Genomic DNA, 23,162 nt, shown 5'->3' with positions numbered 1-23,162 from the left:
CCAGGAGGACGTATGGCCGCGCCTGCCGAAACCCCCACCGCCGTCATCGACCGCATCTCGCTGGTCCTGGACGCCTTCGACGGCCCCGGACGGCTGACGCTGGCCCAGATCGTGCGCCGCACCGGCCTGCCACGCTCGTCGGCGCACCGCATGCTCGAGCGGCTGGTTCAATTGCGCTGGCTGCGTCGCAGCGGTCGTGACTACGAACTCGGCATGCGGCTGGTGGAGCTGGGTTCGCTTGCCGTGCACCAGGATCGGTTGGTGCGGGCCGCGGGCCCACTGCTGGGTGAATTGCACCGCGCCACCGGGCTTGTCGTGCACCTCGCGGTGCTGGACGGAGCCGACGTCGTCTACCTCGACAAGGTCGGCGACCGGATGATCGGTGCGATCCCCACCCGGGTCGGCGGCCGTCAGCCCGCGCACTGTACCGCCGTCGGTAAGGCGATCCTGGCTTATCGCGACGAGGAGACCGACATCGATCTGGGGGCCCGCCTGACGAAGTACTCGATTTCCAGCGCTCCGCAACTGGCGGCGGAACTGGCCAAGGTCAGGGCGCACGGCGTCGCCTTCGAGCGCGAAGAATCCCTGCTCGGGTTTGGCTGTGTCGCGGCCCCTATCGGGTGTCCCGGTGAGGCCGTGGCGGCCGTGTCGGTATGCGGTCCGCTGAATCGCATGGCGCTTGACCAGCGCCTCGCCGCCCCGGTGCGCATGACCGCGATGGGCGTGTGGCGCAACGTCGAAGGCGGCCCGCAACGAGTCGCCCCGACCCTGCAGCCGCTGCGGCCGTTGCCTTCCCTGCGGCCGCAACACCCGGCGCCGGCGCGACGGCCGGCCCTGCAGTACGCGTGAGCCTCGATCCGCAGATCGCTGCGATCCTCCCGCAATTGGATGGCGGGTTCCCACCCGTGCAGGAGATGAGCGGCGCCGAGGCCCGAGCGCTCATCCGGTCAAGGCTCGTGCCGCCGGCGCGGCCCGAACCCGTCGCCGCGGTCGCCGATCGCTCGGTGGAGGGTCAGGGTGGCCCGATCCCCGTGCGCGTATACCGTCCCGAGGCGGCGGGACCGGTGCCGATCCTGGTCTACGCGCACGGCGGCGGGTTCGTGTTCTGCGACCTGGACAGCCACGACGGGCTCTGCCGCAATATCGCCAACCTCGTTCCCGCCGTTGTGGTTTCGGTCGACTATCGGTTGGCTCCGGAGAATCCCTGGCCGGCGGCGGTCGAGGACGTGTACGCCGTGACGTGCTGGGCGTACGACAACGCCGGGTCGCTCGGGGCTGACCCCGAGCGTCTGGTCGTGGGCGGCGACAGCGCGGGCGGCAACCTGGCCGCGGTGACCGCGATCATGGCCCGCGACCGCGGCGGCCCGGCGCCGGCGGCCCAACTGCTGCTCTACCCGGTGATCGCGGCCGACTTCGACACCGAGTCCTACCGGCTGTTCGGCCGGGGCTTCTACAATCCCAAACCGGCGCTGCAGTGGTACTGGGATTGCTACTTGCCCTCGCGCGAGGACCGCGCGCACCCGTACGCCGCGCCGCTGAGCGCCGACCTGCGCGGGGTGCCGCCCGCCGTGGTGGTGGTCGCCGGCCACGATCCCCTGCGCGACGAGGGATTGGCCTACGCCGGCGCGTTGACAGCGGCCGGCGTGCCGACCAGGCAATTGTGTTACCACGGCGGCATCCACGGGTTCATGACGATGCCGATGCTCGACATCGCGCACCGGGCGCGCAAAGAGGCCGCCGCAGCCCTGTCCGATCTATTGCAGCGGTAGTTCGTTGGCGCGCAACGGTTCTGCCGCACCGTAGCGCTGTCCGGGATCGAGCACGCAATGGGTCCGCCCGAACACGGTGACCATGCACTGATTGTTGTGGGTGCAGCGGCTTCGGGTGGCCGGATCGGCGATCATCCTCGAGACCAGGTCCGGTTCGCGCAGCAGCGCCCGCCCCATCGCCACGAAATCGAAGCCCTCGCGCATGCCGGTCTCGACGTGCTCGCGATTGGTGATGCCTCCCAGCAGGATCAGCTTGGTGTTGCGCATGAGGGGAACGAACTGGCGGGCATTTTCCAGCATGTAAAGGTCACGGTAGGGATAGTCGCCCATCGCCCACTTTCCGATGAGACGGATGCCGGTGCGCATGGGCTGCGGCATGACCTGGGCGAATTCCTTGACGGGGACGTCACCACGAAACAGATACATGGGCTTGAAAACCGAAGAGCCCTGGGTCAATTCGATGGCATCCAGCACGGCGTCGGCATCGAGCAGCGCCGCGGTGCGCAGCGCCTCGTCGACCCAGATGCTACCGGGCACACCGTCGTCCATATCGAGCTTGGCGGTCACCGCGATGCGGTCACCGATCTCGTCGCGAACGCGCCGGGCGATCTCACGGCAGAACCGCGACCGGTTGTCGATGTCGCCGCCGTATTCATCCCTGCGTCGGTTGATCAACGGACTCAAAAACGAGCTCGGCAGGTATAGGTGACCGAAATGCAGTTCCACGGCATCGAAGCCCGCGTCGGCGGCCACCCGGGCGGCGGCACCGAATTGGTCGATCACCCGGGCGATCTCGGCGCGGGTGATCTCGCGGCAGTAACCCATGGATGCGGGGTTGACGAACCTGCTCGGCGCCATGGGCGTGACCCCGGTCAGCCTTTTCTGCGCCACGACACCCGCGTGCCCGAGTTGGGCCGAGATCGCCGCACCGTCCTGGTGCACCGCGTCGGTCAGCTTCCGCAGGCCCGGACGGGCCGCCTCGCTCATCACGATTTGTCCGGGCGCGCTGGCACCCTCGGGCGCCACGCAGCAGTACGCGACGGTCGTCATCCCGACGCCACCGGAGGCGAACGACCGATGGAACTCGATCAGATCATCGGTCACCAAGCCCCGCGGTGATCGGCCTTCCGACGTCGCCGCCTTGATCACCCTGTTACGCAATGTCACCGGCCCCAGTACGGCGGGGGCGAAAGGGTCGGGCGGCGCTACACTCATGCGGCGACACTGACCCCCGCATCCGCAGTTGGTCAACGGTAGGTTCCCGGTGGCCGGGAGCCGACGGCGCCGCGTCCCCGGCGTGCCATACGGTCGGCTCATGGCCGACGGCGAAGTGTTCGTGATCGACCGGGTGGTGACCCGACCCGGGTGTGCCCGCCGATTCGTCGACGCCTACCTCGCCGAATACGCCCCCGGCGCGCGCGAACGGGGCATGACGCTGCGCGACATCCTGGTGAGCCCGCCGATCTGGTTCGACGAGTCCGAGGAGCAGGTCAACACCGTCACCATCACCTGGACACTGCCCAGCGCGCAGGCGTGGTGGGAGATGACGTGGAAGGGGCGCCCGGATCCCGCGCTGCGCGAATGGTGGTCGCGGATAGGCGAATTGCTGACCGATCGGTCCCGATCCTTCGCCGCGGCCGCCGACGACGTAGACGGACTGTGCGATGTATAACCTCACGCGGCTGATCGACGTCGCCGAGGCCGATCGCGACCGGATCCTCGACGAGTTGCGCACGGCCGCCGGTGCGGCGGCGCCGCTGCGCCGGGTGGTGCAACCGACGCTGCCCGGCTCGCGCAACGGGGGCGACATTCTGCTGCATCTGCGGTTCGCGACGAAAGACCAATGTGATCGCGCGGCAGATGATCTCGCCGCCGTGCTGGCTGATCCGTCGGTGGATCGAGTCAACGGCGCGGGCTACGCGGGCGCACCCGTTCGCTGCGGCGACAACGCCGGCACGGTTTACCGAACGCTTTTGCTGCGCGTGCAGCCCGACACACCCGAGCACACCGTCGCCCGGTTCGAGCGCGAGCTGTCGTCGATGCCCCGGTACCTACCGACGATCCGGGCGTGGCAGCTGAGCCGGGTATCCGCCGTGGTCGGAAACTGCTCGTGGACGCACGTTTTCGAGCAGGAGTTCGCCGACGTCGAGGCGCTGATGGGGCCCTACCTGATGCACCCGATCCACTGGGCGGTGGTGGACCGCTGGTTCGACCCGGAGACCACCGACGTGATCATCCGCGACCGGGTATGCCACAGCTTCTGCGCCATCCCCGACCCGGTACTCGTCTAGACCCCCGCCGGGGCGATATTCGGGTTGGCGGTCGCGGGCGGCTGCAAGGGTGGCAACACCTCGGTGCCGTCCAGGCTGTGCACCGGTAGTCGTTGTGACCACGGGTAGTGCAGGCTGAACGCGACCAAGCCGGTGCGCTCCTGGGCGGCCAGATGGCACATCGCCAGCACCGTCTCGGCCAGATACTCCACCGGTTCGGTGGGGAACGAGTCCGGGATCAGTTGCGCGGCACCGGGAGTGCGTACCGCCGTCGAGGGCCCGACGCAATTCACGGCGATGTTGGCGTCCAGCAGCTCGGCGGCCACGCCCTGGGTGAACCGGTGCAGGGCCGCTTTCATGGACGCATAGATCACGTCGCCGGACGTCTTGTTGTATTCCCGGTACGGCCGGACGGGGGCCACGCCCGTCACCGAGCCGATGTTGACGATCCAGCCCGCGCCCTGGTTACGCATGTGCGGCACAGCGGATTTCGTCAGTACGAACGGAACGCGAAGGTAGTGCTCCACGGTGCGATCGAACGTTTCCAGACTCATGTCCTCGACCAGCGAGTAGTCGGCGAAACCGGCGTTGTTGACCAGGATGTCGATGCGTCCGGTGCGCTCGAGCACCGCCCCGACCAAACCGTCGCGCTGCCGCGCATCCTCCAGGTCGCTCGCAACACCGAACGCCGAGCCCCCGGCGGCCTCGATCAGCTCGATCGTTTCGCCGATGGTCCCCGGCAACGCGGCGGTGGTTCCGGCCCGCGTCGACAGAGAAGACGTGTGCGATCGTGCGGTGACCGCCACGGTCGCGCCCTCGGCGGCCAGTCGCTGCGCGATGGCGCGCCCTATACCCCGGCTGCTACCGGTGACCAAAGCCGTCTTGCCGGAAAGTAACCCGTCGCTCATCGCAGCTCGAGATCCCCCTCGACGGGGGCACGATGGTCGTGCCAGAAGTCGACCAGGCGGTACGGGAAAGCGATCACGATCCGGCCCCCCGACCGATAGTAGGTGTGGGCCGACGGCGTGTGGCGCCATACGGTGCCGGCCATGGTCGCATCGATGCGGTCGACGTAGTCCTCGTAGGCGCGCTGCGTGACCTCCATCGTGGCGGCCTCGCGCAACGCCAGCAACTGCAGGCATTCCATCACGTAGTGCACCATCACTTCGACACCGAAGTTGTGCCCCGCGCCGTGACCCGGACTGTAGTTGGGTGCGGAGGAAATGAACAGGTTCGGGAATCCGGGCACCATCCCGCCCCGGTAGGCCCGGGGAGCGTCGCCCCACTCGTCGGTCAGCTTCTTGCCGTCGCGGCCCCGAATATCCACGTTGGAAAGGAAATCCAGGTAGTAGCCGGTCGCGTAGATGATGATGTCGAGGTCGATCTGCCTGCCGTCGGCGGTCACGATTCCGGCCTCGTTGACCCGGGCCGGTTCGCTGGCCTCGACGTCGACGTGCTCACGGGCCAGCGCGGCATAGTAGCCGCCGGGGTCGCGGATGATCCGCTTGCCGTAGGGAGCGAAGTCGGGGGTGACCTTGCGGGCGAGCTCGCTGCCCGCGCCGAACACGCGATCGATGTAATCGAGGCAGATCTGCAGCAGCACGTCGTTGGCCGGCGAGATCGACAGGTGCTCGGCCGCCCACTCCTCGTCATGCAGGATCACCGGATAGTTGTTGTCCGATGTGCCCCAATAGGACTTGAGCCGAACCCAATTGGCGTAGAACGGGAGCCGGGTGCCCAGCCACCTCTGGTAGGCGGGAACATCGTCGGATGGCCGCCGTCGCGGCGCGACCCAGTGCGGCTGGCGTTGGAACACCGTCATGTGCGCGACCTGGTCCACGCATGCGTCGACGATCTGGACCGCGGTGCACCCGGCTCCGATGATCGCGACCCTCTTGCCCGTGAGATCCAGCTTCGGATCCCACTGTGCGGAATGGATCGAAATTCCCGAGAACGTCTCGCGGCCAGGCAGTTCCGGCCACCGCGGCCGATTGAGATACCCGGCGGCCGGAATCACCACATTCGCGTAACTGACGTCGCGGGTTCCGTCCGGGCCGACCGCGTGGATCTGCCACTGCCGGCGCCCCTCGTCCCACCACAACGCTTCGACCTCGGTGCCGAACCGGGTGTGCCGGCGCAGATCGTTCTTGTCCGCCACCGACACCAGGTAGGCCTGATACTCCGCACCCTGCGGGTAATAACTCGACCAGTCGCCGTTGACGTCACGCGACAGGGAGTAGTAGGCCGAGGGCGTGTCGACACCGATGCCGGGATAGGTGGTGGTGTACCAGGTGCCGCCGACCTCGTCGTTTCGCTCGATGATCTGGTATTCGATCCCCGCGTCCGCGCACGCGAGCGCGGCGGTGATGCCCGCAATGCCCGCGCCGATGATGACCACCCGGAAGTCCGCGGGAAGCTTTGCGGTGCGCGGCAGTACCGGTTGTGAGGGCTGGAACCCGCCCTGCTCGAGGAGCAGCTGCAGATACTCGGGTCCGATCTCTCCCCCGAGCGCGATGGGGGCGATACGGGCGAACAGGTCGAGGTCGTCGGCGGGCACCGCGTCCTGCCGGCGCGGCTCCCCCAGTGCCGTGACGATCTCCTCGATGAGCCGTGCGGCGGTCTCCGGATCGGTGACGCCGGCCTGCTCCGGCGGGTTGGGCACGTGGCTGATCTTCGGTGCGAACCGCTCGGCCACGGTCGGATCGCCGGTCAGCTGCGCCAGGACGGCGACCAGCACGCCGGGGTCCGCCTGACGCAGGTTGGCGCGCAGTTCGTCGACGCCGTCGTGATCCGGACCCGTCCACCCGGCGCTTTCGGTCGTGAAAGGGACACCAGTGCTCATGCGGATGAGTATCGGCGCGGTCCCCCGCGCTTGGCGGGCCCCTGCCTACTCAGCGGGACACGGATGGCCCGCTCGCGGGCGGCGGCGCTTACCGTGACCGGCATGCAGTCCGATGACCTCGACGCCATGATCGAACGGGCACGTAGCCATGGACTCGGCGATATCCCCCGGCGATCGGCCCGCCGGCACCCGCACAAGATCGCGATCATCGACGACGGTGTCGTGCTGACGTTTGCCGAATTCGATGACCTGGTAGACCGGACGGCGGCGGCCTTGCACGACAGCGGGTTTGGACCCGGCGGCCGATTAGGGCTCTTGTCACGCAACTGCTGGCAGTACGCCGTGCTGGCATTCGCGACGGCGCGTGCGGGAGTGGTCCTGGTCCCGATCAACTTCATGCTGACCGCAGAGGAGATCGCCTACATCCTCGATCACAGTCGGGTCGGCGGCCTCGTCGTCGAAGCGGATCTGACACCGACCGCCGAGGAGGCGATGCGGCGAGGTGGGGCGGTCAGGGCCAAGGTCGCCCTGGTGCCGAGGGGACACCAGGGCGTGCCCGGTTGGGCGGATTTCAGCCAGTGGCTGACCACCGACGCACCGGCCCCGAGCCCGCACGTCGACGACGACCAACCCGTGCGGTTGATGTACACCAGCGGAACCGAATCCCGTCCCAAGGCCGCCATCCACACCAGCCGCAGCCTGATGTGGCAGTACGTCAGCACGATCGTCGCGGGCGAGATGTCGCCCGACGACGTCGAAATCCACTCGCTGCCGCTGTATCACTGCGCGCAGCTAGACAACTTCTTGGCCACCGATATTTACCTGGGCGCGACCAGCGTCATCCTGCCGCGGCCCGAGCCCGAAACCGTGCTGCGGACGATCGAGCGCTACCGTGTCACGAACTATTTCGCTCCCCCGACGGTCTGGATCTCGCTGCTGCGCTCACCGGTGTTCGATCAGGTGGACCTGTCCAGCCTGCGCAAGGGCTATTACGGCGCCTCGGCAATGCCGGTGGAGATCCTGCGCGAGATCCGCGAGCGGCTGCCCAACCTGCGGCTGTGGAACTTCTACGGCCAGACCGAGATGGCGCCGCTGGCCTCCGCGCTGGGACCCGACGAACAGGACGCGCACGGCGGTGCGGCCGGGCGGCCGGTGCTCAACGTGGAAACGGTCATCCTCGACGACGACGACAACCCCGTCGCGGCCGGCGTGGTCGGCGAGATCGCCCACCGCAGCCCGCATTTGACCCCGGGCTACCTGAATGACCCGGAACGCACGGCGGCGGCCTTCAAGGGCGGCTGGTTCCACTCCGGTGACCTCGGCTACTTCGACGAACACGGGCTGCTGCACGTCGTCGACCGCAAGAAGGACATGATCAAGACCGGCGGCGAGAACGTGGCCAGCCGGGAGGTCGAGGAAGTCATCTACCGGCACAACGGTGTTGAGGAAGTCGCGGTGTTCGGCCTGCCCCACCCCGTGTGGGTGGAAGCCGTGGTGGCCGCCGTCGTCCCCCGCGACGGCGCCACCCTCACCGAGGAAGACCTGTTCTCCCACTGCCGGGCTCATCTGGCCGGCTTCAAGACGCCCAAACGTGTCTTCTTCGTCGACGCGCTGCCGAAGAACCCCAGCGGGAAGTTGCTCAAACGCTTGCTGCGGGAACGGTTCAGTATTGAAGAGCACGCATTCAGTTGACCTCGAAATAGCATCTGCCCGAAAGGAATTCGTCGCCCGTGTACACAGGCCGCATCGCACGCTTCGACGGGCCCGGTAAGCCCTTCGAAATCGAAACCGTCAGCCTGCCCGACGTCGGCCCCGGCGAGATCCTCGTCAAAGTCACCCGGGCCAACATCTGCGGCTCGGATGTGCACGCCTGGCACGGGACCTTCGCCACCCGGGGCCTGGGCGGCCAGCTGCCGACCGTTCTGGGCCACGAGATGGTCGGCGCGGTCGAAGCGCTCGGCGACGGCGTCAGCACGGATTCCAGCGGCACACCTCTGCAACCGGGCGCCCGGGTGGTCTTCCCGTATTTTTTCTGCTGCCATCGGTGCCGGAATTGCCTGGCCGGCCGGCGTAACGCGTGTCTGAACTTGACGATGGCGATGCTCGGCCGTGCCGACGCGCCGCCGTATTTCGTCGGCGGATACGGCGACTACTACCTGCTGCCGGCCGGCGCGGTGGTGTACACCGTGCCCGACGGTGTTTCCGACGACATCGCCGCCGGCGCCAATTGCGCACTGTCGCAGGTGATGTACGGCCTCGAGCGGGTCGGCCAGCAGCTCGGCGAGACCGTGGTGGTGCAGGGCGCCGGTGCGCTCGGCCTGTATGCGGTCGCGGTCGCCAAGGCGCGCGGGGCGGCACGTGTGATCGTCCTCGACGGGGTGCCCGAACGCCTGGAACTGGCGGGCGCCTTCGGCGCCGACCATGTCATCGACATCACCGAGGTGCCCGACGTCAAGGACCGCGCCAAGCTCGTCCGCAAGCTCACCGATGGGCAGGGGGCCGACGTGGCGGTGGAGGTGGCGGGCCACCCGGCGGCGATCGACGAGGGCCTCAAGCTGCTCGGGCAATTCGGCCGCTACGTCGAGATCGGCAACATCAACATCGGCAAGACCTTCGAGTTCGATCCTTCCCGATTCGTGTTCGCCAACAAGACGATGATCGGAGTGTCGCTGTACGACCCGGAGGTATTGTCGCGGGCGCTGGCCTTCCTGGAACAGAACCAAGCCAGGCTGCCACTGAGTCACCTTGCCGCGAAATGCTATTCGCTCGACGACATCAATGAGGCCTTCGCGGCCGCCGAAGGCAGGCGCGACGTCCGAGCCAGCATTGTCCCCTGACCGAAAGAAGACCATGCACGACTACGACCGCACCACGCTGTTCATCGACGGGCAATGGGTCGAGCCCGCCGGGCGCGACGCCATCGAGGTGATCGACCCCTCGACCGAGAAGCCGATCGGTTCGGTGCCCGCCGGCACGCAGGCCGACGTGGACGCGGCGGTCGCCGCCGCCCGGCGTGCGTTCGACCCGCTGATCGGCATCGCCGAGCGCCGAGGGCGGGTCGCCGCGGTGATCGCCGCGATGGAGAAGAGGCTGCCCGACATTGCCGAGACCATCAGCCGCGAGATGGGCGCCCCGCTGCGCATCGCCCAAACCGTGCAGACGCAGGTGCCGCTGGCGGTGGCCCGGGGTTTCGCCGGCGTGCTGGACTCCTTCGAATTCGAAGAGCGCGTGAGCAATTCGCTGGTCCTGCGGGAGCCCTACGGCGTGGTCGGGGCGATCACCCCGTGGAACTACCCGCTGTACCAGGTGGTCGCGAAGGTGCTGCCTGCGGTCGCGGCCGGCTGCACGGTGGTGCTCAAGCCCAGCAACGAGGCGCCGCTGTCGGTGTTCGAATTCATGGAGGCCGTCGCGGAGGCGGCCCTGCCCGCCGGCGTGGTGAATCTGGTGTCGGGGGCGGGCGCCGTGATCGGCGAGCGGCTCGCCGAACATCCCGAGGTCGACTTCGTCTCGTTCACGGGCTCGACCGACGTCGGGGCGCGGGTCGGCGAACTGGCCGGGCGCACGGTGAAGAAGGTGGCGCTCGAGCTGGGTGGCAAGTCGGCCAACGTGATCCTCGAAGACGCCGACCTGGCCACCGCGGTCAAGGTGGGCGTCGGCAACGCCTTCCTCAACGGCGGCCAGACCTGCATGGCCTGGACCCGGATGCTGGTGCCGCGGTCCCGGTACGGCGAGGCACTGGACATGGCGCGGGCGGCGGCGTCGAAATACACCGTGGGAGACCCGTTCGACCCTGCCACCCGGATCGGCCCCTCGGCCTCGGCCAAGCAGTTCGGAACGGTGCTCGGTTACATCGAGCGCGCCGTGCGTGAGGGCGCCCGACTGGTCACCGGCGGCGCCGAGAAGGTCCGCGACGTCGGCTACTACGTCGCGCCGACGGTCTTCGCCGACGTCGACCCCCACTCGGAGCTGGGCCAGGAGGAGGTGTTCGGGCCCGTCCTCGCGGTCATCCCGTTCGACGACGACGCCGACGCCCTGCGGATCGCCAACTGCACCCCCTACGGCCTGTCCGGCGCGGTGTGGGCCGGTGACATCGACCGCGCCATCGCCTTCGCGCGCGGTGTCCAGACCGGTCAGCTCGACATCAACGGCGGCACGTACAACCCGGTCGCCCCCTTCGGCGGCTACAAGAAGTCCGGCATCGGGCGCGAGCTCGGACGCGCGGGGTTCGAGGAGTACCTGCAGACCAAGTCCCTACAGTTGCCCGCATGACCGCGCCTCTCGATATCGCCACCGTCGGACCGACACAGGTCTGGACGATCAACCTGCCCGACATGGGCAACGCGATCACCGGCAAGGACTTCATCGCCGCGTTCGAGGAGGCGGTCGACGCCGCCAACGCCGACACCTCGATCTGCGCGGTGATCCTCACGGGCGCGGGCAAGATCTTCTCCGCCGGCGGCAACGTCAAGGAAATGGCCGACCGTGCCGGGATGTTCGGTCTCGACGCTCTGGACCAACGGCACGCCTACATCGCCGGAATCCAGCGGATCCCGCGGGCGCTGCAACTGCTCGAGGTGCCGCTGATCGCCGCGGTCAACGGCGCGGCCGTCGGCGCCGGCTGTGACCTGGCGATGATGTGCGACATCCGGATCGCTTCGGAGCGCGCGTCGTTCGCGGAGAGTTTCGTGCAGCTCGGCCTGATTCCCGGCGACGGCGGCACCTGGTTCCTGCCACGTGCGGTGGGCTACGAACGCGCCGCCGAGATGACGTTCACCGGCGATCGCGTGGACGCGGCGACCGCCCTGGAATGGGGCATGGTCAGCCGCGTGGTGCCGCACGACGACCTGCTGCCGCAGTCCCGGGCGCTGGCCGAGCGGATCGGCAAGAATCCGCCCCACGCGCTGCGAATGGCCAAGCGGCTACTTCGGGAGTCCCGCACGGGCTCGCTCGATGCCACGCTCGGCATGGCCGCGGCCATGCAACCGCTGGCGCACCGCTCCGCCGAACACGCGCGGCGCATCGAGAAGTGGAAGGCACGCTGATGGCACTCCCGCGCCTGGTGCCGCCCGCCGGCGTGGACACCGCGGCGACCGAGGACCTGCGTTTCGAGGTGCGCGATTTCCTGGCCGACCAATCGGCCGCGGGGGCGTTCACCCCGTCCGTCGACGCCTGGCTGACGGGGTGGGACGAAGAATTCACCGCCGCCCTCGCCGCGCGCGGTTGGCTGGGCATGACGGTGCCGGCCGAATACGGCGGGCACGGGCGCTCATTCCTGGAACGGTTCGTCGTCACCGAGGAACTCCTGGCCGCCGGCGCACCCGTGGCGGCACACTGGATCGCCGATCGCCAGATCGTGCCCTCGCTGCTCAAATACGGGACAGAGCACCAGAAGTCGGAGTTCCTGCCCCGGATCGTGCGCGGCGAGTGCTTCTTCGCCATCGGGATGAGCGAGCCGGACTCCGGCTCCGATCTGGCCAGCGTGCACACCCGGGCGGTGCAGGTCGACGGTGGCTGGTCGCTGACCGGCACCAAAGTGTGGACGTCGGGTGCCCACCTCGCGCACGCGTTCATCGCGCTCGCGCGCACCGCACCGGTGGACCCCGCGAACCGGCACGCCGGCCTGAGCCAGTTCATCGTCGACCTGCGCGGACCCGGCGTCGAGATCCGGCCGATCGTGTCGATGAACGGCGCCCACCACTTCAACGAGGTGATCCTGGATTCGGCGTTCGTTCCCGACGCCATGGTCTTCGGTGAAATCGGCAACGGCTGGCAACAGGTGACCTCCGAGCTCGCCTTCGAACGCAGCGGGCCCGAGCGGTTCCTGTCCACGTTCGTGCTGTTGGCGGCCTGCGCCGATCGCATGGCGTCGAACGCCATCCCCCGCGACCCCAATATGGGGCGCCTGGTGGCGCGCATCGCCGGCCTACATCAGATGTCCACCGCGGTGGCGGGTGCGCTGGAACGGCACGAAGCCGCGGACCTACCGGCCGCGGTCGTCAAGGTGCTGGGCACCACCACCGAAGGCGACATCGCCGAATTCGCCGACCTGCAGGAGGCCCCCGACTCGGCCTTCTCGGACCTGGTGTGTGCGGCCGTCGATCAGCGGCCCGGCTTCACGCTGCGCGGCGGCACCAACGAGGTGTTGCGCGGTGTGCTCGCGCGCGGGTTGGGCATGCGATGAGCACCGGGCCCTCCGTTGACCGCGCCCTCGTCGAGATGATGGACGCGGTTTTCTCCGATTACCGCGACAAGCACCCACCCGCGGCGACGATCGAGCGCGAACCCGCCCTCTGGCGGCACCTCGACGAACTCGGCCTCGTGCGCCTGACCGGTGCCGAACAGCACGGCGGTAGCGGGGCAACCTGGTACGAAGCCGCCGAACTGGTGGCCGCGGCCGCCGGCCACGGGGTTCGAATCCCGTTGGCCGAGCACGACTTATTGGCCTGCTGGCTGCTGGAGGCCGGCGGGATGCCCGCGGACGACACGGTTCGGACCGTGTGCGTGCTCGACAAACGGGCAACCGCAACGGCGGTGCCCTGGGCCACTTCCGCCGAGCGGATCGTGGTCGTGTGGCGAGCCGAGGGCGGACACCGAGTTGCCGACGTCGCCGCCGAGCAGCTCACGGTCACCCCGGGCAGCAACCTGATCGGCGAGCCACGCGACACGGTGACCGCCGATCCGGCGGACCTGCAAGGGATCCCGGTCGGCCTTGCCCTCATCACCCAGCTTCGGCTGAAGGCCGCGCTGGTGCGATCCATCCAAGTGAGCGCCGCCCTGGATCGGATAGTGCAGCTGTGTACCGACCACGCGGCCGCACGGGTCCAGTTCGGCCGCCCCCTGGCCAAGTTCCAGGCCGTACAGAACCTGATCTCCGATATCGCCGCCGAAGCCGCGCTCGCCCGAGCGGCGACCGAGGCGGCACTGCACGCCGGAGTCATCAGTCAATGGTCGGCGCCCCACCTGGAATTCCTTGTGGCCGTGGCACGTTCGTGTGCCGGTCATGCGGCTTCGGTGGCGGTGCGCAACGCTCATCAGGTGCACGGCGCGATCGGCACCACCCGCGAGCACCGGTTGCACGAGTTCACCCGCGCGGCGCTCGCGTGGCGTTCGGAGTTCGGCTCGGTGCGGTATTGGGACGAACGGATCACCGACGCGGCGATGCACGCGAGCGCTGGAGCCCTGTGGGAGCTGATCACCGGCTGAATCCAGACCGTGTTCCACTGACCGGGCATCGGCAAACTCAGCGGGACAACACCGGAGTTGACTTGTGCCCATGAGCAACGACATCAGCCTGGCCGAGCTGCAGGAGTTCATCGCGTCCTTCTGGTACCACTACGACGAGGCCCACTACGAAGAACTGGCGACCAGTTACGCCGAGGATGTGCACTATCTGACCCGGAGCGATTCCGGCGCAAGCCCTTTCGAAGAACTGATGTCACCGGAGCTCAGCGGTCGCGACGCGGTGATGGAATGGCTGTCCGAGCACCGCAAGCAGAGCCCCTACCCGTTGCGGCATCACGCCACCAACCTGCACCGCACCGGAGGCGACGGCCCTGACGACGGGGTCACCCGCGCGCGGTTCTACATCTTCGTCAACCAGATCGCCAACTTCGTGCCGTTCGCGGTGTCCAGCGGCGTGGTCAACGTCGGGGTCCGGCGCGGCGTCCGGGGACTGGAATTCACCGAGATGGACGTCGTCCTCGACGCCACCAACTCCGTTCTGCTGTCGGAAATGCACGCCGAAAGCGGCGCCGGCTCATAGCGATGGACGCCCAGACAGCCTTCGGCGGCGGTGTCGCGGTCATCACCGGCGCAGGATCCGGCATCGGCGCCGGACTGGCCCGGTACGCCTCCCGGTTGGGCATGGCGGTGGTATTGGCCGACGTCGACGGGGACGCCGCCACAGCGCTGCGCGACGAGCTGTCCGCGGCCGGCGGCGTGGCGCACGACGTCGTCTGCGACGTGCGTGACCCCGACGCCGTGCAGGACCTCGCCGACCGTGCCTACCGCGACGCCGGGCCGGTGCGCCTGTTGGTGAACAACGCGGGCATCGAACAATTCGGCTACCTGTGGGACACGCCGGTGGCCAACTGGCAACGCGTCATGGACGTCAACGTCAGCGGTGTCTTCCACGGCGTGCGCGCGTTTCTGCCGAAGATGATGGCCAGCGACGAGCAGGCGTGGGTGTGGAACATCGCATCGGTGGGCGCGGTGGTGGCGATGCCGCTGCAGGCGCCCTACATCGTGAGCAAGCACGCGGTGCTGTCGCTGACCGAGTGTTTGCACCTGGAGGTGCGGGCCACCGGGCACGCCCATCACATCCACGTCCAGGCCGTGCTGCCCGGGCCGGTGCGCTCCAACATCTTCGAGTCCGCGGGAGGCGTCGACCCCGGCGCGGCCAGCGACGTGGCTGCGGCCGAAACCCACCGCTCGACCATGCTCGGCATCAAGACCGCGTCCATGGATCCGCTGGAGGCCGCCGAGACGATCTTCAAACAGTCCGCCGAGGGGCGCTTCTACCTGCACACCCACCCGGACAGCGTCGGCGCCGCGATGACAGAGCGAGCCAATGTGCTTGCCGCGCAACAGCCCCCACGACTGCGGACCGAGACCCGGTTCGAATCCGCACCGCACTGACGTGGCGGCGACATGACTTCTCCCGCACTGGATCCCGACGCGGCCGCCCGGATCGCCTCGTTCGGCGAGATCGCCCCGATGCGGCAGCGGGGTTTGGCCGCGGTGCGCGCCGGGCTGGAGGCCGCGCCGCCGCCCGAGGCGATGCCCGAGATGGCGGCCGTGACCGAGACGCTCGCACCCACCGCCGCCGGCGTTGTCCCCGTCAGGATTTATTGTCCGACAACGGATTCCGGTGGACCGGTGTTGATCTACCTACACGGCGGTGGGCTGGTGATGGGCTCCAACCGCTCGTTCGAACCCTTGGCACGCGAGCTGGCCTCGGCGGCGGCGGCCGTCGTCGTCGCCGTGGACTACCGGTTGGCCCCGGAGGCACCGCCGCCCGCGCAGTTCGACGACGCCTACGCCGCAACGGAATGGGTGTCGCACAACGCCGACCAACTGGGTGTCGACGCCGAGCGGCTCGCGGTCGTCGGCGACAGCGCGGGCGGTTCGCTGGCGGCGGCGGTGGCGCTGGCCGCGCGCGATCGCCACGGACCGGCCATCTGCGCACAGGTGCTGCTGTATCCCGGCCTGGACCGCGACATGTCCGTCGCCTCGATTGCGGCGATGCCCGACGCGCCGCTGCTCACCCGCGACGACATCGACTACATGCACGCGGTGGTCGACGGCGACGCCGGTCCGCCCACCGACCCGTATCTCGTACCGGCGTATGCGACCGATCTGTCGGCTCTTCCGCCGGCGATCGTGGTCACCGGGGGCTGCGATCCGATTCGGGACTGGGGTGAGCGCTACGCGGCCCGGCTGCGCGACGCCGACGTGCAGACCACCGTCACCCGCTATCCCGGCATGTACCACGGTTTTTTGATGCGTTCCGACGCCACCGCGCGGGGCCGGCTGGCCCTCGCGGAGGTCGGGGCCCTGCTTCGGGTGAAGTTCGCCCATCCGCTCCATTTTTGACGTCCCGATCACCGGACAGCCGTCCACCGAATCGCGGTGACACTGCGCACAATCAACCGATCTCGAACTGCAAAGGAGACCGCTGATGCTCACCGACGAGCGCCGGATGGAGCTTTCCGACGTGCTGCGGCCGGCCGCCCCACCCCGCGAAATCGACAACGTCTACACCGACGACCAGCGTGAGCGCCTGCTCGACGTGGTGCGCACCGAAGGTCCGTGGAAGCTGATCATCGCTCAGCACTTCGCGTCGGCCGACGAATTGATGGCGACGATGAGCGGCATGTTCCCCGAGGGCTTCTCCCCCTCGCTGGACTTGTTCCTGACCCCGACCTTCCGCGGCTACCTGGCCAACTACGGCGCGGTGCTCTACCCGCAACTGCACGACTGCTTCTACAACGAGCGCTTCCTGGACATGGCCAAGAGCTACTGGAACGCCGAATACGCCAAGCCCCAGTTGATGCTGTTCAACATCAACGGGCCCTGCGCCAATCGCGACCCCGGCCACCTGGATTCGCCGAGCTTCCGCGGCGTCCGCCACGAGAACGCCCCGACGTGGTTGACCAGCGTCATGGGCAAATCCGGCCTGTTCCGCGACCATCTGATCAAGATGGCGCAGGTCATCACCTGGTTCTCACTCGACGCCGGCAGCGGATTCACCTACTGGCCGCAGGGGCCGCTCAAGGCGCCCCAGCGCATCCTGCCGCCGATCAACAACCGCGGCGTGGTGGTGCAAAACGAGATGATGGTGCACCGCGGCGAGGCGAATGGCCCACTGGACCAACAAATTCCGGCGGGCCTGGCCTTCGACACCGTGTTCGCGGGAGACCCCGCCAGCCGCGACCACTGGCTGCTGAAGAACGGCGAGGACGTGATCGCCCGCCACCACACCGACGAACTCCGGTTCCTGGTGCACTGGTCGGCCGAAGTGTTCTCCGACTACGACGAGCTGAAAAAGAACATGGAAGGCTCGGATGACCTGACCGTCGAGAAGGCCATCGACATCATGGTCGATGACCTCAAGGCCAAGGGCATCAAGCTCGACATCCCGAGCGAACCGCTGCACGACCCGGCGTTCATCGCCGCGCTCAACGCCGCCTACGACCTCGGCGGGCCGACCGCGTACCCGGAGGAAGCCCCGATCAGCGCCTTCCAACTGGCATGAACGAAAGGCCTGCACTGATGGATCGTTTCGCCGATCGGCGGTCCATCGTCACCGGAGCCGGCTCCGGCATCGGGCAGGCCACCGTGGCCCGGTTGCTCGACGAGGGGGCGACGGTCGTGGCCTACGACGTCGCCGCGGAGGGGTTGGCGCGCACGGCGGCCGCCGCCGACGACGCCGGCACCGCCAAGCGCTTGACCACCGCGGTGCTCGATATCTCCGCCGAGGACGACGTGATCGCCGCCGTCGATGCCGCGGTGGCCGACCTGGGCGGCCTCGAGGTACTCGTCAATGTTGCGGCCGTGCAGACCTGTTCGCACACTCACCAGACCACGCTGGCCGACTGGAACAGGACGCTGGCGGTCAACCTGACCGGCACCTTCCTGATGACGCGCCAGGCGCTGCCGGCGCTATTGGAATCCGGCCGCGGTGTCGTCGTCAACTTCACCTCCACCGCCGCGTCGTTCGCCCACCCCTACATGGCCGCGTACGCCGCCAGCAAGGGCGGCATCCTGAGTTTCACCCATTCGCTGGCGCTGGAGTACTCCAAGCAGGGGTTGCGCGCGGTGAACATCCAACCCGGCGGGATCTCAACGGCTTTGGCCAACAGCACGCTGGAGAAAATGCCCGACGGGTATGACCTCGGCCTGTGGGCCAAGCAGACTCCGCTGTTGCACGGCAAGGACAGCGAAATACTCGGCGACGCCAGTGCGGTCGCCGCGGTGATCGCCATGGTGGCCTCCGACGACGGTGCATTCATCACCGGCACCGAGATCCGCGTCGACGGCGGGGCGCACGCCTAGGACAAGGGAACAGCCACATGGATGACGAACGATTGCAGGCTCTCTGCGACGAACGCGACATCGAACGCGCGCTGAATCTTTCCGCGAGGGCCATGGACAATCGCGATTGGGACACGATGGCCGAGATCCTTGCCGAGGATGCGCACGGGGATTTGGGGACGGGGCGCCTGGAGGGAAGCGCGGCGATCATCGAAACGATTGGCGGGTTTCTCGACAAGTGCGGCCCCACCCAACACCTCCTGGGCAATGTCGTCGTCGACGTCACGGGCGACACCGCAGTGAGCCGCGCCTATGTCCGTGACGTGCACCTGAATTCGGCGGCTGACCCATCGACGCGGTTCTACACGGTCGGCGACTATCACGACACATGGCGGCGCCGCCATGACGGATCGTGGTGCCTGACGGAGCGGGTGAAGGCCAACCGCGCTTACGTCGGAGCGCTCGATGTTTTCGGTGGCTGACGGTTCATCCGATTCCGGCTAGCGCACCACGACGCTGCTCGGCGTCCGGGGCGAGCCGAGCATTTCCCGGTGCGACGGCGGGCGGCGGCCGCCCTCGTCGGTGATCCCGTAACGCTCCGCAAGTTCCGCCCCGATCAGCGCCTGCCCGCTCAGCTCCTCCAGGGCCGGATCGCAGAACAACGCATGAATCAAATGCCCAGTGAATTCGGGTGTTTCGGCGTGCTCGGCGGTCGCGGCCAGCGCCGCCGAATCCGCACTGAAAGCGGCGCGCAGCTTTTCGGTCAGCAGGATGCCCATCCAGATCGACACCGTCGCGACCCCGGTGCCCCGGAAGTCCACGGCCATGTCCGCGACCATCTTGTCGACCCCGGCCTTCTGCGCGCCGTACGCGGGACCGTGCATGTAGCACACCGACCCCGGCGAGGACGTGAACGCGATCAGGCCGCCGCCGGCGGCGACCAGCAGCGGTGCGGCACACCATGACGCGACGTAGGACGAACGCAATCCCACATCGAGCACGTCGGCCAGCTCGAGTGGCTTCTCCCAGAAGGGCTTTGGGCTGACCAGCGCGTCGGAGATGGTCGCGGCGTTGTTGACCAGAAGATCGAGGCGCCCGCACTCATCGTGCACGCGGTCGAACAGGCCCTTGACGGCGTCGTCGTCCCCATGATCGACACGAACGGGCACGATGCCGGGCGGAGCGTCGCTGATGGTGCGGCTTGTCGCATACACCCGCCAGTCGCGGGCGGCAAGCGCAGCCGCGATACCGCGTCCGGCGCCGCGGCTGGCTCCTGTCACGACGGCGACCCGTGCTGCACCACTCACGGTCATCACATTACGGGGTCGACGACCGCCAATTCTCCTGTGGCCACGGCGGCCTGGATCGAGTCCCGCAGTGCGGCACACACCAGGAACGGCCCGTGATGATGACCGGCGAGGCGCTCGGCTTCACGCCGCTCGATGCAGCTCGCCGAGGCGCGCTCGTTCCACTGCACACTCGTCTGGTTCCAGCTGCTTTTGCGGGCCAGCACCCGCGCACCGCACTCGCGGCACGTGATCGGGGCCATGGCCATGTCGACGAGTCGGTTGTCGGTCCTGACGGACCCGTCGAGTGCCATCACACGGAACCCGCCGCCTGGGCCGCGAGGTTCGCTTCGACCTCTTTCATCCATGCTTCGTACGGTCGGGTCGTGTCGAGTTCGAACTCGAAGCGATCAACCATGTCCGGTTGCACGTCGGCGGCGTCGACGTAGAACTGCTGATACCAGCGACGCAGCTGATAGACCGGCCCGTCCTCCTCGACCAGCAGCGGGTTGTCGATGCGCGCCTTGTGCCGCCAGATCTGCACGTCCTGCTCGAAACCGAGCTTGACGTAGTCGCCGAGGGTGATCGCGGTCTCCATCGCCTGGTCGTCCGGCATCACCTCCGACTTCTTCACGATGATGCCGTATTGCAGCACAAAGGAATTCGCGTCGATCGGATAGTGGCAATTGATGAGGATCGTGTTGGCGTCCCCGTGCTCGTAGTGATACGTCAGGTCGTCGATCATGAACGAGGGACCGTAGTAGGACGCCACCGATGTCGTCCCCAGCATCTGCGATCCGGTGCCACCCATGTCCGGCCGGCTCCCACCGTTCATGTATTGCGTGGCCACGTGCCCCTCGAAGATGTTCTTGAAGTACGTGGGCAACGAGCCGTGGATATAGAAGAAGTGCGCCATATCCACGACGTTGTCGATGATTTCGCGGCAGTTGCTTCCCACGACGGTGGTGTACCAATGCCAGTCGGTCCACTGGTCGCTGGTGGCGCCCTCGATGCGCGGGATCGTCACGTCCGACGGCGGGGGTTTGCGCTCGGGGTCGTTCCAGACGAACAGCAAGCCGTCCTGCTGCAGCGTCGTCCAGGCTTGTGTGCGGGCCAGTTTGGGGGTGCGACGGCTGTAGGGCACCTGCTTGCAGCGGCCGTCGCCGCCCCAGCGCCAATCGTGGAACGGGCAGGCGATCTCGTCGCCCTTCACCTCGCCCTGCGACAGGTCGCCGCCCATGTGCCGGCAATAGCTGTCGAGCACGTTGATGCTGCCGTCACCGCTGCGGAACACGACGAGCTTCTGTCCGAACGCGTTGATCGCGTGGGGTTTGCCGTCGGCGAAGTCCCTTATCAGTCCCAGGCAGTGCCAGCCGCGGGCGAACCGCGTCGGCGCCGCCTGCGCTTCTATCAGCCGAACCTCGTCGGCCTCAGTCTGCGACGTCATGGGCGCGATTCAACTCCCCCGGCCCGGCACGTGGGCCGCGTTGTTCCACTCATCAGGACGGCTCTTCCGGTAGCGCGCCGGCGCGGCCTACCGTTTCGGACGTGACGACGCGCAGCACGACGATCCCTGCCGGCCTTCCCGTGGCCGACACCGCCGTTGATCTGCTCGTCGTCGGCTCCGGTACCGGCATGGCGGCGGCGTTGGCCGCCCACGAATCCGGGCTGTCTGCGTTGATCGTGGAGAAATCGTCGTATGTGGGTGGCTCGACCGCCCGGTCCGGCGGAGCGCTGTGGCTGCCGGCCAGCCCGGTGCTGGCCGAGGCCGGCGCCGGCGACACCGCCGAAAGCGCCGGCGCTTACCTGGATTCGGTGGTCGCCGGGTCGGCGCCCGCGCAGCGGTCGGCCGGGTTCCTGGCGCACGTGTCGGCGACGGTGGACATGTTGCGCCGCACGACGCCGTTGCGGCTGTTCTGGGCCCGCGACTATTCCGACTACCACCCCGAGAAGCCCGGCGGCAGCGCGGCCGGGCGCACCTGCGAATGCCGCCCATTCGACACCGCGCTGCTCGGCGAATACCGCACCCGGCTGGAGCCCGGCTTGATGGAGGTCAGTATTCCGATGCCGACGACGGGCGCGGACTACCGCTGGATGAACCTCGTCGCCCGGATGCCGCGCAAGGGTATTCCCACGTACGGCAAGCGATTGGCGCAGGGCGTGGCGGGCCGCATGCTGGGCCGGCGCTACGCGGCGGGCGGTCAGGGCCTGGCGGCCGGGCTGTTCACCGGGGTGCTGCGCGCCGGGATCCCCGTGTGGACCGACACCGCGCTCGCGCGCCTCGCCCACGACGGTGAACGCGTGACGGGCGCCGTCGTCGAACACGGCGGCCGCGAGGTGACGATCACCGCCCGGCGCGGCGTGGTGCTGGCCACCGGCGGTTTCGACCACAGCATGGACATGCGGTGGAAGTTTCAATCGGAGTCGTTGGGCGCCGATCTCAGCCTCGGCGCCGCGGCCAACACCGGCGACGGCATCCGCGCGGGGCAGGAACTCGGTGCCGGCATCGACCTGATGGATCAGGCGTGGTGGTTCCCCGCCATCGCGCCATTGCCCGGCAAGGCGCCGGCGGTGATGCTGGCCGAGCGCTCGCTGCCGGGCTGCCTGATCGTCGACCAGAACGGGTGCCGGTTCGCCAACGAAGCGACCGATTACATGACGTTCGGGCAGCGGGTGCTCGAGCTGGAGCGATCCGGCAGCCCGGTCGAGGCGATGTGGATCATCTTCGATCAGCAGTACCGCAACAGTTATGTCTTTGGCGCCGAACTGTTCCCGCGCATGCGCGTCCCGCAGGCGTGGTATGGCGCCGGCATCGCGGCCCGGGCCGATAATCTCACCGATCTGGGCGCGCGGATCGGGGTGCCGGTCTCGACGTTCTTTGAGACGATGACGCGGTTCAACCACCATGCCGCCGTCGGCGAGGACCCCGACTTCGGCCGCGGCCGCAGCGCGTACGACCGCTATTACGGCGACCCGACGGTCACGCCGAACCCAAACCTGCGTCCGTTGGTCAAAGGCCCCTTCTACGCCGTGCAGGTGGTGCTGTCCGATCTGGGCACCTGCGGCGGCCTCAGGACCGACGAGCGGGCGCGGGTGCTGCGTGAGGACGGCGGGGTGATCCCCGGGTTGTACGCGATCGGCAACACCGCCGCGAATGCGTTCGGCACGACGTATCCGGGTGCGGGCGCAACGATCGCGCAGGGTCTGGTGTACGGCTACATCGCGGCGCAAGACGCGGCGATCGCGAGCGCGGCGCAGCCGGGCGAGGCGGGTCGCCGCCATCGGACCTAGCGGCGATCGCGAAGTGTTATGCCGCGCCGGGGTTGTCGGCTTCGTCGTCGTCGTGTTCGTGGTGGAGGAGTTTTTCGGGGTGGTGGTAGGTGTTGGTGCGGGGTTGGCCGCGCTCGAGGTGGGGCGGGGGTTTCCATTCGGTCTCGCCCCGGGCGTTTTTGCGGGTGCT

General features: G+C 68.2%; 22 protein-coding genes and 2 pseudogenes. 17 read left to right on the top strand and 7 right to left on the bottom strand.

The annotated features are described in order from the left end of the window. Nucleotides 1-12: 12 nt before the first annotated feature. Together JF781_RS20235 and JF781_RS20230 are read left to right on the top strand one after the other, a co-directional pair. Nucleotides 13-849 (top strand): IclR family transcriptional regulator, encoded by an 837-nt coding sequence (locus JF781_RS20235; protein ID WP_225328745.1) that lies wholly within the window; start codon nt 13-15, stop codon nt 847-849. Next, nucleotides 846-1,769, top strand: a complete 924-nt coding sequence (locus tag JF781_RS20230) for an alpha/beta hydrolase (RefSeq protein ID WP_225328744.1) — start codon at nt 846-848, stop codon at nt 1,767-1,769. The genes JF781_RS20235 and JF781_RS20230 overlap by 4 nt, the downstream gene beginning before the upstream one ends. On the opposite strand, the gene JF781_RS20225 is transcribed toward JF781_RS20230, so the two are convergent. Beyond that, a complete protein-coding gene (locus tag JF781_RS20225; protein ID WP_225328743.1) occupies nt 1,755-2,984 on the bottom strand; it encodes an NADH:flavin oxidoreductase in 1,230 nt (409 codons plus the stop codon). The genes JF781_RS20230 and JF781_RS20225 overlap by 15 nt on opposite strands. Before the next feature lie 100 nt (nt 2,985-3,084). Here JF781_RS20225 and JF781_RS20220 point away from each other — a divergent pair, with 100 nt between their 5' ends. Then, nucleotides 3,085-3,441, top strand: coding sequence for a hypothetical protein (locus tag JF781_RS20220; protein ID WP_225328742.1), 357 nt, complete (start codon nt 3,085-3,087; stop codon nt 3,439-3,441). Next, the gene (locus tag JF781_RS20215) at nt 3,434-4,060 is read left to right on the top strand and encodes a Dabb family protein (protein WP_225328741.1); all 627 of its coding nucleotides are present in this window, start codon (nt 3,434-3,436) and stop codon (nt 4,058-4,060) included. The genes JF781_RS20220 and JF781_RS20215 overlap by 8 nt, the downstream gene beginning before the upstream one ends. Here JF781_RS20215 and JF781_RS20210 read toward each other — a convergent pair. Together JF781_RS20210 and JF781_RS20205 are read right to left on the bottom strand one after the other, a co-directional pair. Continuing rightward, on the bottom strand, nt 4,057-4,947 hold the full coding sequence (locus JF781_RS20210; RefSeq protein ID WP_225328740.1) for an SDR family NAD(P)-dependent oxidoreductase: 891 nt from the start codon (nt 4,945-4,947) through the stop codon (nt 4,057-4,059). The genes JF781_RS20215 and JF781_RS20210 overlap by 4 nt on opposite strands. After that, the gene (locus JF781_RS20205) at nt 4,944-6,881 is read right to left on the bottom strand and encodes an NAD(P)/FAD-dependent oxidoreductase (RefSeq protein WP_225328739.1); all 1,938 of its coding nucleotides are present in this window, start codon (nt 6,879-6,881) and stop codon (nt 4,944-4,946) included. Before JF781_RS20205 ends, JF781_RS20210 begins: the two co-directional genes overlap by 4 nt. 93 nt (nt 6,882-6,974) lie before the next feature. Between JF781_RS20205 and JF781_RS20200 the strand changes: the two genes are divergently transcribed. The 12 genes and pseudogenes from JF781_RS20200 (at nt 6,975) to JF781_RS20145 (ending at nt 18,898) form a co-directional block, all read left to right on the top strand. Beyond that, entirely contained in the window at nt 6,975-8,573 is a 1,599-nt protein-coding gene (locus tag JF781_RS20200; protein ID WP_225328738.1) for an acyl-CoA synthetase, read from the top strand. Nucleotides 8,574-8,611: 38 nt separating this feature from the next. Then, the gene (locus JF781_RS20195; RefSeq protein WP_225328737.1) at nt 8,612-9,718 is read left to right on the top strand and encodes a zinc-binding dehydrogenase; all 1,107 of its coding nucleotides are present in this window, start codon (nt 8,612-8,614) and stop codon (nt 9,716-9,718) included. A 13-nt stretch (nt 9,719-9,731) separates the two neighbouring features. After that, nucleotides 9,732-11,150 carry an aldehyde dehydrogenase family protein gene (locus tag JF781_RS20190; RefSeq protein WP_225328736.1) on the top strand — a complete coding sequence of 473 codons (1,419 nt, stop codon included), beginning with the start codon at nt 9,732-9,734 and terminating at the stop codon, nt 11,148-11,150. Then, nucleotides 11,147-11,923 carry a crotonase/enoyl-CoA hydratase family protein gene (locus tag JF781_RS20185; RefSeq protein WP_225328735.1) on the top strand — a complete coding sequence of 259 codons (777 nt, stop codon included), beginning with the start codon at nt 11,147-11,149 and terminating at the stop codon, nt 11,921-11,923. Before JF781_RS20190 ends, JF781_RS20185 begins: the two co-directional genes overlap by 4 nt. Beyond that, on the top strand, nt 11,923-13,062 hold the full coding sequence (locus JF781_RS20180) for an acyl-CoA dehydrogenase family protein (protein WP_225328734.1): 1,140 nt from the start codon (nt 11,923-11,925) through the stop codon (nt 13,060-13,062). The genes JF781_RS20185 and JF781_RS20180 overlap by 1 nt, the downstream gene beginning before the upstream one ends. Beyond that, nucleotides 13,059-14,084 carry an acyl-CoA dehydrogenase family protein gene (locus JF781_RS20175; RefSeq protein ID WP_225328733.1) on the top strand — a complete coding sequence of 342 codons (1,026 nt, stop codon included), beginning with the start codon at nt 13,059-13,061 and terminating at the stop codon, nt 14,082-14,084. Before JF781_RS20180 ends, JF781_RS20175 begins: the two co-directional genes overlap by 4 nt. A gap of 70 nt (nt 14,085-14,154) precedes the next feature. After that, entirely contained in the window at nt 14,155-14,643 is a 489-nt protein-coding gene (locus tag JF781_RS20170; RefSeq protein ID WP_225328732.1) for a nuclear transport factor 2 family protein, read from the top strand. A 2-nt stretch (nt 14,644-14,645) separates the two neighbouring features. Beyond that, nucleotides 14,646-15,518 carry an SDR family oxidoreductase gene (locus tag JF781_RS20165; protein WP_225328731.1) on the top strand — a complete coding sequence of 291 codons (873 nt, stop codon included), beginning with the start codon at nt 14,646-14,648 and terminating at the stop codon, nt 15,516-15,518. 12 nt (nt 15,519-15,530) lie between these two features. After that, nucleotides 15,531-16,515, top strand: a pseudogene (locus JF781_RS20160) (alpha/beta hydrolase). Between the two features lie 45 nt (nt 16,516-16,560). Then, a complete protein-coding gene (locus JF781_RS20155; RefSeq protein ID WP_225328729.1) occupies nt 16,561-17,637 on the top strand; it encodes a hypothetical protein in 1,077 nt (358 codons plus the stop codon). A gap of 17 nt (nt 17,638-17,654) precedes the next feature. Next, on the top strand, nt 17,655-18,437 hold the full coding sequence (locus tag JF781_RS20150; protein ID WP_225328728.1) for an SDR family NAD(P)-dependent oxidoreductase: 783 nt from the start codon (nt 17,655-17,657) through the stop codon (nt 18,435-18,437). 17 nt (nt 18,438-18,454) lie between these two features. Continuing rightward, nucleotides 18,455-18,898 carry a nuclear transport factor 2 family protein gene (locus tag JF781_RS20145; RefSeq protein WP_225328727.1) on the top strand — a complete coding sequence of 148 codons (444 nt, stop codon included), beginning with the start codon at nt 18,455-18,457 and terminating at the stop codon, nt 18,896-18,898. A gap of 18 nt (nt 18,899-18,916) precedes the next feature. Here the strand turns inward: JF781_RS20145 and JF781_RS20140 are convergent, their stop codons facing one another. Genes JF781_RS20140 through JF781_RS20130 form a run of 3 tightly spaced genes read right to left on the bottom strand, consistent with a single transcriptional unit; the run spans nt 18,917 to nt 21,149 of the window. Continuing rightward, the gene (locus JF781_RS20140) at nt 18,917-19,729 is read right to left on the bottom strand and encodes an SDR family NAD(P)-dependent oxidoreductase (protein WP_225328726.1); all 813 of its coding nucleotides are present in this window, start codon (nt 19,727-19,729) and stop codon (nt 18,917-18,919) included. Then, on the bottom strand, nt 19,729-20,016 hold the full coding sequence (locus JF781_RS20135) for a ferredoxin (RefSeq protein WP_225328725.1): 288 nt from the start codon (nt 20,014-20,016) through the stop codon (nt 19,729-19,731). Before JF781_RS20135 ends, JF781_RS20140 begins: the two co-directional genes overlap by 1 nt. Next, nucleotides 20,016-21,149 carry a Rieske 2Fe-2S domain-containing protein gene (locus tag JF781_RS20130; protein ID WP_225328724.1) on the bottom strand — a complete coding sequence of 378 codons (1,134 nt, stop codon included), beginning with the start codon at nt 21,147-21,149 and terminating at the stop codon, nt 20,016-20,018. The genes JF781_RS20135 and JF781_RS20130 overlap by 1 nt, the downstream gene beginning before the upstream one ends. Before the next feature lie 101 nt (nt 21,150-21,250). Between JF781_RS20130 and JF781_RS20125 the strand changes: the two genes are divergently transcribed. Further along, the gene (locus JF781_RS20125; RefSeq protein WP_225328723.1) at nt 21,251-22,993 is read left to right on the top strand and encodes a 3-ketosteroid-delta-1-dehydrogenase; all 1,743 of its coding nucleotides are present in this window, start codon (nt 21,251-21,253) and stop codon (nt 22,991-22,993) included. A 16-nt stretch (nt 22,994-23,009) separates the two neighbouring features. Here the strand turns inward: JF781_RS20125 and JF781_RS28745 are convergent. Continuing rightward, nucleotides 23,010-23,162: pseudogene (locus JF781_RS28745) on the bottom strand (hypothetical protein); the annotation flags it as partial.

It is taken from the genome of Mycobacterium sp. WUMAC-067 (genome assembly GCF_020217485.1).
Taxonomy (GTDB): Bacteria; Actinomycetota; Actinomycetes; order Mycobacteriales; family Mycobacteriaceae; genus Mycobacterium.
This window is presented reverse-complemented; position numbering and strand designations above follow the sequence as displayed.

Coding starts and splice junctions, on each gene's coding strand:
- JF781_RS20190 (WP_225328736.1), top strand. CDS start 9,732: ATGCACGACTACGACCGCACCACGCTGTTCATCGACGGGCAATGGGTC.
- JF781_RS20165 (WP_225328731.1), top strand. CDS start 14,646: ATGGACGCCCAGACAGCCTTCGGCGGCGGTGTCGCGGTCATCACCGGC.
- JF781_RS20175 (WP_225328733.1), top strand. CDS start 13,059: ATGAGCACCGGGCCCTCCGTTGACCGCGCCCTCGTCGAGATGATGGAC.
- JF781_RS20210 (WP_225328740.1), bottom strand. CDS start 4,947: ATGAGCGACGGGTTACTTTCCGGCAAGACGGCTTTGGTCACCGGTAGC.
- JF781_RS20205 (WP_225328739.1), bottom strand. CDS start 6,881: ATGAGCACTGGTGTCCCTTTCACGACCGAAAGCGCCGGGTGGACGGGT.
- JF781_RS20180 (WP_225328734.1), top strand. CDS start 11,923: ATGGCACTCCCGCGCCTGGTGCCGCCCGCCGGCGTGGACACCGCGGCG.
- JF781_RS20215 (WP_225328741.1), top strand. CDS start 3,434: ATGTATAACCTCACGCGGCTGATCGACGTCGCCGAGGCCGATCGCGAC.
- JF781_RS20220 (WP_225328742.1), top strand. CDS start 3,085: ATGGCCGACGGCGAAGTGTTCGTGATCGACCGGGTGGTGACCCGACCC.
- JF781_RS20140 (WP_225328726.1), bottom strand. CDS start 19,729: ATGACCGTGAGTGGTGCAGCACGGGTCGCCGTCGTGACAGGAGCCAGC.
- JF781_RS20155 (WP_225328729.1), top strand. CDS start 16,561: ATGCTCACCGACGAGCGCCGGATGGAGCTTTCCGACGTGCTGCGGCCG.
- JF781_RS20170 (WP_225328732.1), top strand. CDS start 14,155: ATGAGCAACGACATCAGCCTGGCCGAGCTGCAGGAGTTCATCGCGTCC.
- JF781_RS20235 (WP_225328745.1), top strand. CDS start 13: ATGGCCGCGCCTGCCGAAACCCCCACCGCCGTCATCGACCGCATCTCG.
- JF781_RS20225 (WP_225328743.1), bottom strand. CDS start 2,984: ATGAGTGTAGCGCCGCCCGACCCTTTCGCCCCCGCCGTACTGGGGCCG.
- JF781_RS20135 (WP_225328725.1), bottom strand. CDS start 20,016: ATGGCACTCGACGGGTCCGTCAGGACCGACAACCGACTCGTCGACATG.
- JF781_RS20185 (WP_225328735.1), top strand. CDS start 11,147: ATGACCGCGCCTCTCGATATCGCCACCGTCGGACCGACACAGGTCTGG.
- JF781_RS20150 (WP_225328728.1), top strand. CDS start 17,655: ATGGATCGTTTCGCCGATCGGCGGTCCATCGTCACCGGAGCCGGCTCC.
- JF781_RS20130 (WP_225328724.1), bottom strand. CDS start 21,149: ATGACGTCGCAGACTGAGGCCGACGAGGTTCGGCTGATAGAAGCGCAG.
- JF781_RS20145 (WP_225328727.1), top strand. CDS start 18,455: ATGGATGACGAACGATTGCAGGCTCTCTGCGACGAACGCGACATCGAA.